At 58.2% G+C, this 12428-nt stretch carries 8 protein-coding genes; 4 read left to right on the top strand and 4 right to left on the bottom strand.

Annotation, left to right across the window (positions count from 1 at the left end):
- Nucleotides 1-5 precede the first annotated feature (5 nt).
- The 4 genes from GKA01_RS03745 (at nucleotide 6) to GKA01_RS03730 (ending at nucleotide 6358) form a co-directional block, all read left to right on the top strand.
- Complete coding sequence (locus tag GKA01_RS03745) at nucleotides 6-524, top strand: DUF892 family protein (protein ID WP_146859347.1); 519 nt, start codon at nucleotides 6-8, stop codon at nucleotides 522-524.
- Nucleotides 525-617: 93 nt separating this feature from the next.
- Complete coding sequence (locus tag GKA01_RS03740; protein ID WP_146859345.1) at nucleotides 618-1856, top strand: metallophosphoesterase family protein; 1239 nt, start codon at nucleotides 618-620, stop codon at nucleotides 1854-1856.
- Entirely contained in the window at nucleotides 1856-5287 is a 3432-nt protein-coding gene (locus GKA01_RS03735) for an AAA family ATPase (protein WP_146859343.1), read from the top strand. The genes GKA01_RS03740 and GKA01_RS03735 overlap by 1 nt, the downstream gene beginning before the upstream one ends.
- A gap of 210 nt (nucleotides 5288-5497) precedes the next feature.
- A complete protein-coding gene (locus tag GKA01_RS03730; RefSeq protein WP_194265840.1) occupies nucleotides 5498-6358 on the top strand; it encodes a helix-turn-helix domain-containing protein in 861 nt (286 codons plus the stop codon).
- On the opposite strand, the gene rfaE1 is transcribed toward GKA01_RS03730, so the two are convergent.
- From rfaE1 to flgK, 4 genes are all read right to left on the bottom strand, one after another.
- Complete coding sequence (rfaE1, locus tag GKA01_RS03725; protein WP_146859341.1) at nucleotides 6344-7783, bottom strand: D-glycero-beta-D-manno-heptose-7-phosphate kinase; 1440 nt, start codon at nucleotides 7781-7783, stop codon at nucleotides 6344-6346. The genes GKA01_RS03730 and rfaE1 overlap by 15 nt on opposite strands.
- Nucleotides 7784-7914: 131 nt before the next feature.
- Nucleotides 7915-9786, bottom strand: a complete 1872-nt coding sequence (gene htpG, locus GKA01_RS03720) for a molecular chaperone HtpG (RefSeq protein ID WP_146859339.1) — start codon at nucleotides 9784-9786, stop codon at nucleotides 7915-7917.
- Between the two features lie 66 nt (nucleotides 9787-9852).
- Complete coding sequence (locus GKA01_RS03715) at nucleotides 9853-10914, bottom strand: flagellin (RefSeq protein ID WP_146859337.1); 1062 nt, start codon at nucleotides 10912-10914, stop codon at nucleotides 9853-9855.
- 2 nt (nucleotides 10915-10916) lie between these two features.
- Nucleotides 10917-12425, bottom strand: a complete 1509-nt coding sequence (gene flgK, locus GKA01_RS03710) for a flagellar hook-associated protein FlgK (RefSeq protein ID WP_146859335.1) — start codon at nucleotides 12423-12425, stop codon at nucleotides 10917-10919.
- Between the last annotated feature and the right edge of the window lie 3 nt (nucleotides 12426-12428).

Here is a 12428-nt window from a genome sequence, read left to right as displayed (position 1 = left end):
CCACGGTGGGCAGAACGAGAACGACGGCCAGATCGGGGCCGGACATCTATCTGGGCGCCCTTCGCGATCACCTGTCCATTGAGTCCAAGGCGATCGAGACGACGCTGTCGGAGCTGTTTGTCTGCGAGCAGTATCCAGGGCTGTGCCGCCGCATGGAAGAGGATCTGGCCATGAGCCGGAGCCACGCGCGGGAAATCACAACGCTTCTGTCCCGGCATGGCCACCCTGCCCCGGTGCCCCACGAAACGGTGTCGTCCATTCTCAGCACGGTCTCGGGCCTGCTGCATGGCGGCGAGGATCATGATGTGCTGAAAAACGTTCTGGCGGCGAGCGGGTATCGCGCGCATCAGATCGCCTCCCTACGGTCTCTGATCCTGATGGCGCGCCAGCTTGGCTTTACGCAGGACGCGGCCGTTCTGGACTGCCTGAAGGACGAGGAAACGGCTGCCACCGATGCTCTTGCAAGCCTGATGCCGGAAATCACGTCGCAATATCTGGCCGCGAGCCAGAAGGCGACGTCCTGAAATAGCTCTCCGTCGAAATCCGTCTTCCGAAACAGATCAGCCGGGATCCGCGAACCGGCTTGCAAGACATCTGCGAGGGCGTAAACTTCCCGCATGTCTTCATTCCGCTTTCTGCATGCTGCTGACATTCATCTGGACAGCCCCTTAAGGGGGTTGAGCCGCTATGACGGTCTTCCGGAAGCGGAAATCCGGGGGTCCACACGTCGCGCGCTGGACCGGCTGGTCGAGACGGCGCTGACGGAGAAAGTGGATTTCGTCGTGCTGGCCGGTGATCTGTATGACGGCACCTGGCAGGACGTGGGAACCGGGCTTTACATGGTCCGGGCGCTCAGTCGGCTGGTTCAGGCCGGGATCCGGGTCGTGACGCTTTCCGGCAATCATGATGCCCAGTCAGTCATTGCGCGTGACCTGCCTCTGCCAGCCGGGATCGATCATTTTTCCTATGATGCGCCCCAGACGCTGCACTGGCCCGAACTGGGCGTAGCGCTGCACGGGCAGAGTTTCCAGGACCGGCATGTCACGCAGGATATGACGCGCACCTATCCTGCGCCGGTGCCGGGGTGTTTCAATATTGGTGTGCTCCATACGTCGTTATCCGGTTATGGGGCGCATGAAACCTATGCCCCCTGCTCCGTCGAGACGCTTTCTACCAAAGGTTATGATTACTGGGCGCTGGGGCATGTCCATGCACGCGAGATCGTCTGCGAGCATCCGTGGATCGTGTTTCCTGGTGTGCTTCAGGGCCGGCATGCCCGGGAAACCGGGGCCTGTGGCTGCGAACTGGTGACGGTGGAAGACGGGATTGTCCGGTCCGTCACGTTCGTGGAATGCGACGTCGTGCGCTGGTGTCGGCTGGAACTGGATGTCAGCGACCTGCACGACATGGAGGCTATCATGGGGACCGCGCGGCGCAGGATGGAAAACGCGCTCTCCGAAGCGGGGGGACGAACGCTGATTGCGAGGGTGGTGCTGACGGGACAGAGCCATCTTCACGACAAGCTGTGCGCCTCGAAGATATGGAAAGAGGATCTGCGGGTCATTGCGGCATCGATGACATCAGGCGGAGCACAGATCGGTCTGGAAAAGATCCTGAACGAGACCTCCGCGCCGGAGCATCGGACTGGCGTGACGGAGACGCGGGAACTGGATCTGGCGCTTGAAGGACTGATGCGGGACGAAGACTTCCTGGACTCCCTGCCGGGTGCGTTTGAAGGGTTTTTCTCCGCCCTGCCCGCCTGCGTGGAGCGGGAGAGCCTGATGGCCGAAGGGCAGTTTCCACTTGAAGAGGCCAAAGCGGCGTTGCGGGCGCGGCTAGTCGGGGATGCAGGCTGATGCGCTTCGAACGGCTCGACCTCCTGCGCTACGGCGGCTTTCAGGACACCACTCTGGCCTTTCCGAAAGGCGAGCGGGATCTGCATGTCATTTATGGTCCCAACGAAGCCGGAAAATCGACCACGCTCTGCGCGATCCGGGATTTTCTGTTCGGGTTTCCACATCATATTTCCGGAGACTGGAGGACAGCGGCATCGCTGCTGCGGGTCGGCGCCTGTCTGGAACAGGATGGAACGCTTCTTGAAGGAATCCGGCGCAGAGGGCGGAGCCAGACGCTTTTCGCACCTGATGATGAAACACCGCTGGATGACCTGACACTGAAAACATGGCTCGGGGGGCTGGACGCGAAGGACTTTGAAGCGGCATGGGCGCTGGATCATGCGCGGCTCCGCGAAGGCGGAGAAGACATGCGACGCCTGAAGGATGATGCAGGGCTTCAGCTTCTGGCGGCCGGGCTCGGTCTGGAAGGGATCGGCAGGCTTTCCAGTTCCCTGGAGGACGAAGCCAGTGCCGAGTGGAAATTCCGATCTTCCAAATCGGGGCTGAAACAGGCGCAAACCAGACTTACCGAGTTGCAGAAATCGCTGCGCAATCAGACGACAACCGCACGGCAGCTTTCCATTGCAACAAAAGAACTTTCTCTTTCAGAAACGGGAAAGGCAACCTGCGACGAGGACTCTGCCCGTCTTGGCGTGCGTCGGCGGGAGAATTCGCGCCTGAAAATGACGGCTGTTCCCTACCAGAAGCTCAGAGAGACAGAAGAGGAAATCAGCAGGCTTCCCGACCATGGTCTTTCCATGCAGGAATGCGACCGGATCAGCGAAACGCTTGAAAACCTGCGCCACGAAAAACAGGCCCTGTCGATCCTGAACGGAAAACTCGCGGCCGTTCTGAAAGATTCCGGCGCGTTCGGAGAGCGTCATCCCGTTCTTGCGGATCAGGACGATATCCGCGCCCTTCTGGCCAGAAGCACGCTTGTCGAGCGTCTGAATGCGGCCTCCGCAGACCGGGAAACCCGCATGACACGGGACGGGATCTGGCTTGAGCAGTTCTGGGCACGACATGGCTATGAAAAGGGACAGGAGCCGGGAAACCTGCCAGAAGTTTCGGCACTGGATGATCTGACCCGCCGGCTTGATGCCCGTGCCCTGCTGCACGCGCAGGAGACGGAACTTCGCGCCCGCATTCAGGATGCGGAGCGGGCGCTGGAAACCTTTGTGGCGGCCGGAGAAGAGGGTGCAACAGCTCCGGTCGAACCGCCTACTCCAGACCGGCTGCGTCTTTTCAGGCTGGAAATCGAGGATGCAAGAAGCCTCGGACCGATCGACGACAGGATCGATACGCTTGAAGAGGCCGTTTCACGCCACGAAAACCTTACCGCCGAAGCATATGGCGCACTTGCACCCTGGCGACCGAAAACGACAGATCGACGCGGGGATCTGAGGGAGATTGCCCTACCGGACAGCGCCGTTCTCGAAGAGGAATGCCGCTTTTGGGCTTCTCTGGACGATCAGCGACGCATGGCGCTTGAAGACGCTCAGGCCGGGGAAGAAACCGCTGCAAAACTGATGCTGGAACGCAGAAGGCTGGAAGAAGAAGGTCATGCTGTTTCGCGGGAACAGCTTTCCGCGGCCCGACAGGAACGTGACCGCCTCTGGCAGGTGATGGAAAACCATTCCGAGTCAGGAACGTGTCTGCCAGCCGAAATGCGCGCGGCGTTCGGGATTCTGGTCCATAACGCGGACAGTCTGGCCGACCGACGACACGCTCATGCCGAACAATCGGCGCAACTGGCTGCACTGGTGCGGCAGGAAGAAGATCTGTCACTCCGGATACAGGATGCACACCGCAGGGCACAGCATGCCGCAGCGGAACTCGATCGGCGAAAGGCGGACTGGGAAAAGACGCTGGAGACGCTCGGGCTGCCGGTTCTTCCTCCGGCGCTGGTTCAGGCGTGGATAACGCGCCGACAGGGCGCACTGTCGGCAGAAGATGCCCTGCATGCCGAAAGGACGCAGCTTCATGCAGCAAAAGCCAGCCGGGATGAAATGCGCCGCCGACTGGAAGTGTTCGTCAAGACCTTCACATCCGACCGGCTGGCAGTTCAGATCCGGCAGGCATCCTCGCTTCTGGAGCATGACGAAGCGCTGGCAAAACGTCATGAGACTCTGGCGACGGATCGTCTGCGTCTTGAAAAAACCCTGACACAGGACAGGACGAGACTGTCTGAACTGGATCGCAGTCAGGCACAATGGAACAAGGACTGGAGCGTCGCATGTCAGGCCTGTCATTATCCCGGACGGCCGGAACGGGTCGATGTGCAGGACATGCGCGAAGCACGCACGATCCGGGGGCGCCTTGAAAGCGAGAGCAGGGAGCAGGCGTCCGACGCGCAGGATATTGCATCGTTCAAAGCTGCTCTGACGGTATTCCTTGAGCGTTATGAACAGCGGGATGCCACGGAACTTGACGCTTTTCTGAAACGCGAACTGACCCGCGAACAGGAGCGACAGACCGTTCTGCAACAGCGGGCCGCTCTGGAAGATGACATCCTGCAGTCCGGGCTGCGTCTTTCAGCACTAGAGGCGCAACTGGCTCCTTTGCGTGTCCGGCTCGGCGCACCACAGGACGAAGACCTGCGTCAGGCGCTCTCCGGGGCGCAGCACAGGGCGACATTGTGTAACAGGCGCGATGAACTGAGGACACAGATTTTGCAGGCGGGACAGGGCAGGCCGCTTGACGCTCTTCTGGAGGAAGCGCGCACAACGGACCCGCAGCGGCTTGAACAGGATTTTGAAGCTCTTGAAGCCGAAACCGCGACGCTGGATGCCCGGCGCTCCGAAGTGAACGAACGTCTTTTCAAGGCACGGGCCGCCCTGTCCGAACTGGAGACCGCCCGCGGCGTGCATGATACAGCGGAAGAAATTCAGGAGACCGAAGCGGAAATTGCCGAGCGTGCCAATCGTTATGTCTCGCTCCGGCTCCAGCAGATGATGCTCTCGCGACTGGTCGAACAGGAGCGGCAGAAAACCCATGGCCCCCTCCTGTCACGGGCTGGAAACCTGTTCTCCCGTCTGACGCTGGGACGATATTGCGGGCTCGCGACAGAAGAGGAAAGCACGGGGGGTATCATGCTGGCCGGGCGTCGTCCGGGGAATACAGCGCTCGTACCAGTGAACGCCATGAGCGAGGGCACACGGGACCAGCTTTATCTGGCTCTGCGTCTCGCCTCGGTCGAACAGGCGCTGGAACGTGGAATCCGGCTGCCGTTCCTAGCCGATGACCTGTTCATCACGTTTGACGAAGAAAGAACAGCAGCCGGGCTTGATATACTTTCCGAAATTTCAAAGAAAACGCAGGTTTTGTTTTTTACCCATCATGGGTATATACTAAATCAATCGAAACTATCTTCTCAAACTATAGAACTATAGAAAATTTATAAAAATTTTTTACTTTTATAACGTTCAATGATCCGGAGTCTCAGGAGTAAAGATTTTCCAGACATAGAATGAAATACAACGCCTCTATTTTCATTTCATCCTATCTTTCCTATATCCCCTGAACCGTCTTCTGCCTCCCCGGAGATCATTCTCCGAACAGGATGCTTAACGGTGTTTTCTTTTTTCACACAGAGCCCGACCGTGACCGACACCCCTCGCGGTGACCTGAATACACAGCGTATCGTACCGCTTGCCACACTTGCCGTCCCTCCCCGGGGGATGGATCCCGTGGTGGCACGTCTTAGCACGGCGCTCTCTGCAGCTGTTCTGGAGACCCTCAAACAGGATCGGGCCGTTCTTGTACTGTCACGGGAATCAAAGGGAACACTCTATCTTGACCAAAGGCAGTTCGCGGCACTAACCGCACCTCCCGCCATCGAACCCACAACAGATGTTTATCTGCTCAGTGTCAGGCGCCCTGCCCTTCTGCGGCATCTCCCCATGCTGAGTGGACTGCCTCCCTTGAAATTTGACATCGACAGGGGACCAGGAGCTTTCCTCCTGTCATTTGCCTGCCTGTTGGAAGACGGATGTCTGGAAGATGCCGTTCCACAGACCAGCCAGCGTCTGCTGCAACACTTGACGGACCTTCTGATCACGACGATTTTGGACTGTCTGGATCTCGAAATCAGCGTGGCAGGCCGTCGCAGGCATCGGCAAAAACAGATCCGTCATTATATCGAAACACGCCTGCACGAACCTGACCTGACGCCACAGCGCATTGCGGATGCGTCCGGAATTTCAACCCGTGCACTCTATCAGCTTTTCGATGGGGAAACGGGCGCGGTGGCGGGCTGGATTCTCAATCGCCGCCTGGAACGGATTCATGCGGACCTGACGAACCCGACCCATGACGCGCTCCCCATCGCACAGATCGCGCTCAATCACGGGTTTCGCAACGCTGCCCATTTCTCACGTCGTTTCCGTCAGAAATTCGGTGCATCACCGCGCGAGATCCGCCAGCGCGTTCTCCACAAACCCCATCTGTCAGGACGAGGGTAACTGCATCCCGCGAACCAGCCGGGTCGTAGATTGTCCCTCAACGAGATCCACGAGAACAACTTTGCCGCCATAAGCTTTGACCATATCGGCGCCAACCACCTGGTCTTCCGTGTAATCGGCACCTTTGACGAGAATATCCGGCTTCAGCATCCGGATCACCTCCAGCGGCGTGTCGTCATCGAACAGCACAACGAGATCTACCGATCGCAGGGCTCCGATCACGCGAGCCCGAGCCTCTTCCTTCTGTACGGGGCGCGTGGGTCCTTTGAGGCGGCTGACTGATCTGTCCGTATTCAGCGCCACGACAAGACGGTCTCCTTCGCGGGCTGCCGCCTGGAGAAGGCTGACATGCCCCGGATGCACCAGATCAAAGCAGCCATTAGTGAAAACCACTTTCGCGCCATGCCGGTGCCAGTTTTCCACAATACGAGCCGCCTGCTCCACCGGAACCAGTGCACCTGTTTCGGGCATTTCCTGCAGGAGTTCGCGGCAAAGTTCCTCGCGCGAAACCGTGGCAGTCCCAAATTTACTGACAGAGAGAGCGGCCGCGGCTGTTGCGATGACGACGGCCGTTTCCAGTGGCTGCCCCGCTGACAGCACGGCCGCCACCGTTGCCACCACAGTATCGCCCGCACCGGAGACGTCGAAGACCTCGGACTTGCGGCTAGCGACATGCAGCGGTTTTGAAGCCCGCTGCCAAAGCGTCATGCCGTCTTCCGAGCGTGTCACAAGCACATCCCCCCCGAACTGCTTTGAAAGGGTTTCCGCGACGTTCAGGACTTCAGCATCCGTACGGGCCGAAAGACCGCTGGCCTGCTCGGCTTCGATGCGATTGGGTGTTACGAGCGTAGCACCCGCATAAGCTTCCAGAGTACGTCGTTTAGGGTCGACTATGACGGGAATGCCTCGTTCCCGACCGGCCGCGATAACAGCCCGCAGGACCTCATCCGTCAGGACTCCTTTGGCGTAATCGGAGCACACCAGCACATCGGACACCGCGATGGCGCGAGTAGCGGCATCGATGATGCGTTGCTGTAAGGACCTGGAGAGAGGGGTAAGCTTTTCAACATCGATCCGCACAATCTGCTGACGCCCACTGACAACACGGGTCTTGGTAATGGTGGTCCAGTCAGGGGCCGAAACAATTCCACCGATCCGGATCGTCGGCCAAAGCTTCAGCGTCTCTTCCAGACGTTGCGCCGATTCATCATGTCCCACGAGACCAACCAGATGAACCTCCGCACCCAGCGCAGCCGCATTGACGGCAACGTTGGCCGCGCCTCCAGGCACACAGCGAAGACCATCATGCAGCACCACAGGCACAGGCGCTTCAGGAGAAATTCTGCTGACATCCCCGGAAATATACTGATCCAGAAGCAGGTCACCGATCACCGTGATACGGCCAAAGCGAAAATCGTCGATCACGGGCCTGCGTCTCCTTCAGTCATGCACGGCACTTCATATGTCACAGGAGCGAAAGAAAAAGAAAAGGCGAGGGATAATCCCCTCGCCTTTCAGTCACCTAAAATATGTTCTTACGGTCTTCCAGACCTGCTTCAAACCGCCGCAGGGCCAGCGAGAAGAGTGGCCAGCGAGCGCCCGAAACCAGTCGGATCGGGCAGCGGTTCACCCTCCTGTACGCGGGCAAGATCAAGCAGAACACTGGCATAATCCTTGACTTCCTCGCCCTTTGCTACCCGCTCGGCCAGGGCCTTGATGAGCGGATGCTTCGGATTGATCTCAAGAATTGGCGGCATGGCAGGCATGGACTGACCAGAGCGACGCATCAAGCGCTGCATGCTCAGATCCGGACCGCCTTCAGAGGTGATGACCACAGCACTGCCCGTCAGGCGCACGGTGCTGCGAACATCTTTAACCTGGTCACCCAGAGCATCCTTAAGGGCTGGCACAAGCTGCGTGACATCCGCAGCTTCCGTCGTGTCGGCTTCCGCAGATTCAAATTTCTCCAGATCACCGTGAGAATGGGTTACGGAGCGTAGAGGCTTATCCTGATAGGAGGACAGCCGCTCTGGCCAGAAACCATCCACTGCATCCGACAACAGCAGGACTTCAAGCCCCCGAGCCCGGAACCCTTCAAGCTGGGCGGAAGATCTGAGAGCGTCGAGACTATCACCGGTCAGGTAATAGATAGCGTCCTGACCTTCTTTCATACGGGAGATATAATCATCCAGCGTGACAAGGTCTTCGCCATTGGTCGAATGAAAACGGGCAAAGCCAGCAATTTCTGTGCGATGCTCGGCGTCTTCCCACAAACCTTCCTTGATGACGGCGCCGAAGTTTTCCCAGAAAGTATTGAAACCGCTTTCCGCATCTTTTGCGCGATTACGGATTTCCGCCAGAACGCGTTTGGTAACCGCCTTGCGGATACGGGTCAGAACCGGCGTGGCCTGGAGCATTTCACGCGAGACATTCAGCGGCAAGTCTTCGGTGTCCACAACACCCTGAACGAAACGCATCCAGTTCGGGACCAGCTCGGCTTCGTCGGTAATGAACATCCGCCGGACATGAAGATGAATCCGGCTTTCACGCGACTGCTCCATGAAATCAAACGGGCGCGCGCCGGGCAGAAAGAGCAATGCTGTAAACTCTGTCACACCCTCAGCGCGCCAGTGCAGCGTGGCATAAGGTTCGTCAAAGGCATGTGAGACATGCCGATAGAACTCGGCATACTGTTCGGGTGTAATCTCGGATTTTGGCTTGCTCCACAGAGCCGTACCTTCATTGGCAGACTGGTCTTCCGTTGTGCCGTCTTCCTTCGTCTCCCGCAGGGTAATCGGCCAGGAAACATGATCCGCCCATTTGCGGATAATCGACCGCAAGCGCCAGCTATCAAGAAACTCTTCGGCATCATCCTTCATATGCAGGACGATATCGGTGCCCGGCGTAGAACGCGAAGCAGGCGTCAACGTAAAAGCACCCTTACCGTCGGAAGACCACGTCCAGGCATCCTCGGCCCCTGCCTTCCGTGACGTTACATCCACACGGTTCGCGACCATGAAGGCCGCGTAAAAACCGACGCCGAACTGACCAATCAGGTTCGGGCGGTCTTCCGGCTTGGCGGCATTCAGCTTTTCACCAAAAGCACGAGTGCCGGAACGGGCAATGGTGCCGAGGTTCTGTGCCAGTTCGTCATGGGTCATCCCCACACCGTCATCGGAGATCGTCAGTTCTTTCTGACTCTTGTCCGGATTGATGCGGATGGAAGCATTTTCCGGCAAGGACAGCGCACTGTCTGTCAGAGCCTCGAAACGACGCTTGTCAGTCGCATCGGCAGCGTTCGCGACAAGCTCACGCAGAAATATTTCACGATCAGAATAAAGGGCGTGGACCACCAGGTCCAGAAGACGGCCAACTTCGGCGCTGAACTCATGCTTTTCGGCGGTCTTCTGGTTATTTTCGTCGCTCATATCATCAATCTCCGTCAAGGAAAGTGATCTGGATATGCGATGTCACGATAAGATTTTCAACCGGGATCAGAGGTAGGATGCAAGCGTCATGCTCTTCATATCCGCGATGAGCGAATAGGAGGCCTGAAGCTGGTTGTTCGTATCGGTAACCTGTGTTGAAACCTGAGCCAGGTCCGCATCTTTCACCTGCCCGAGCTGAGTGGTCAAAGCAGACGACATCTGAGCCAGCATGGAACTCTGGCCCGTAAGGCTGTTCTGCTGGACACCCATCAGACCACTCATGTCTCCCAGACCTGTCGTGACCTTGTCCATGGAACTCTGAAGACCTGCAATCAGATTGGGATAGTCCGAGGTGCTGGTAGAGGATGAGCCGAGAGAAGCTACAACCATGAGATTCCGCATCAGATCGCGAATGGGAGAGCTGGTGGAGGTGGAGGTGGCGCCCTGCGTGGCGACCATACCTACAGACACCGTTTCGGCCTGTCCCACGACGATCTGGGTTTTCTGCTGGTAAGCCTCATCAGGCGAGGAGGAGACTGAAGCAGAAAACGGCTGATCGGCCGTGGTATTATCGACCAGGGTCTGCGTCGTGCTGAGGACATCCGCTGCGCTGGTGGAGGCAAGCTGGCTGACGGCCTGACTGATCTGACTGGACAGCTCCGAAGTTCCCAGATCCGTACTGACAGGGGCGACGGTATTCTGCTGCCCGGCGAAGACGTAGCTGTCCCCCTGCTTCGTGTTCAGGAGATTTCCCAATGTAGTCAGGGCGGACTGTGCTGCGGTCGCGGCTGTCGTGAGGGTCGAGTAAGACAGCGTGCTTCCAAGAGTAGAGAGCGAGCTTGTCAGGTTTTCCGCGATGCTGGAAATCTGTGTAAGGGCCGTCTGGGTTGTGGTCAGGGTATTCTGGGCGTTGGTGACGTTACTTTTCCATGCGGAGATTTGCGTGATTGCGGGCTGAAGGGCGAGGGCCTGCGTGCGGGAAGCCCCGAGATCGGCATAACTGCTGGCCCGGACGCCGGTTGCGGTCTCAAGCTGAAGTGCATCTTGCGAGTGGGAAAGATTCTGAACGCCCAGAATAAGCTGAGCGGAGACACCGCCGAAACCGAAGCTGGAAATAATTCCGGTCATGATCAGACTCCAATCGCGCTCAGCAGGGCGCTGAACATTGTCTGGACGGTCGAAACGACCTTGGCATTGGCAGCGTAGGCATTCTGCAGGGTAACGACATTGGCCATTTCCGTATCGACGGAGACCGTTGACGTTCCCGAAAGATTGGATGTCAGGCTTGTCTGCGTCGTTTGGGACAGGCTCAGGCCGCTGCTGGCATTGCTCGCCGTCGCTGCCTGATTGGCCGTCAGGGACGTCGCCAGGGAGATAATTCCCTGATTGCCAGTATATCCTGTGGACAGGTTTCCGGTCATGCCAAGATTTGTGCTTGGAGCGGGCGTCCCACTACTGCCGAAGCTGTTGTTCAGCACGTTGAGAACCGTCTGGGTCCCGGAAGTGCTGTTATCAAGCAGCTTCGAGGGATCATCAGAATAGGTGCTGGAGACGCCCATCTCCTGTGAGAACCCGACACTGCCCGCAGGGGTCAGATCTGTCTGCGACGTTCCCGGCACGTCGCCCCCCGATCCTGAGGTAAAGAGAGGCATGCCCTGATCGCTGAAACGGGTCGCGACCGTCGAGGTCAGCGAGTCCAGCTGTGCCTGCATGGTTGGAAGCGTCGTATCCCGCAGGGTGATGTTCGCGCCCAGCGTGCCACCCGTCAGATGCGTGGTGATGTCCCGACCATTCAGAGTAATGGCCGGAATTGTATTGCTGGAAGACGTACCGGGATAGGTGGTGCTGACGGAAATCTGGGCTGAAGATGTGGAGAGCGGCCAGGTGGAGGAAATGGTCGCACCATTGGCACCGCTGGTATCGCGCGTTGGCAGTGTGACGCCATCTGCCGTCGAAATGGTCATGTCACCATTCGCCGATTCCGACCACGATACCGAGAGTTCGGACGAAAGCGACGACAGGGCGGTATAACGCTGGTTTTCCAGAGCGGCCGTGTCCTGGCCAGTGCTCTTGAGGTTCATGATCTTGGTGGACAGGCTGCCGATCGTTGTAAGGTCGGTATTGATGTCCGAAACCGAAGAGACGACGGCGTTCTGAGCAGTCTGGCGCTGTGTCTGATAGGCGGATGAGAGGTTATTGACCGACTGCGCGAAACTGGCGGCGTCGGAAATCACTGTGCTCTGGGCCGAAGCACTGTCCGGGGTCGAGGTCAGAGAGGTCAGGGCAGACTGAAGATTTCCGAGCTGATCGGACAGGGTTCCGCTGCTACCGGACGTGGCACTGGTGGAGCCCTGCAGTGCCGTGATGTTAGACAGGGAATTGCTGGTGGCGGTATAAGCCGCGACTTCCGAATTCTGGGCGTAGAGCGCCTTTTGGACCTGTTCGTTGGTTGCGAGAGTCGTGACAGCGGTGCGGACGCCAGATCCTGTGTTGGTCGAGACACTCGACTGGACGTTGGCATTTTCCTTGATGTAGCCACTCGTTCCGGCATTAGAGATATTGTTGGACGCAACTGCCATGGCGTTCTGAACGGCATTCAGGCCAGACGTTGCGATCGAAAGTGCGCTGCTCAGTCCCATGAG

Origin of the sequence: Gluconobacter kanchanaburiensis NBRC 103587, assembly GCF_007988905.1 — a bacterium.
GTDB classification, from domain to species: Bacteria; Pseudomonadota; Alphaproteobacteria; order Acetobacterales; family Acetobacteraceae; genus Gluconobacter; species Gluconobacter kanchanaburiensis.
This window is presented reverse-complemented; position numbering and strand designations above follow the sequence as displayed.

Coding starts and splice junctions, on each gene's coding strand:
- GKA01_RS03735 (WP_146859343.1), top strand. CDS start 1,856: ATGCGCTTCGAACGGCTCGACCTCCTGCGCTACGGCGGCTTTCAGGAC.
- GKA01_RS03715 (WP_146859337.1), bottom strand. CDS start 10,914: ATGACCGGAATTATTTCCAGCTTCGGTTTCGGCGGTGTCTCCGCTCAG.
- flgK (WP_146859335.1), bottom strand. CDS start 12,425: ATGGGACTGAGCAGCGCACTTTCGATCGCAACGTCTGGCCTGAATGCC.
- GKA01_RS03740 (WP_146859345.1), top strand. CDS start 618: ATGTCTTCATTCCGCTTTCTGCATGCTGCTGACATTCATCTGGACAGC.
- htpG (WP_146859339.1), bottom strand. CDS start 9,786: ATGAGCGACGAAAATAACCAGAAGACCGCCGAAAAGCATGAGTTCAGC.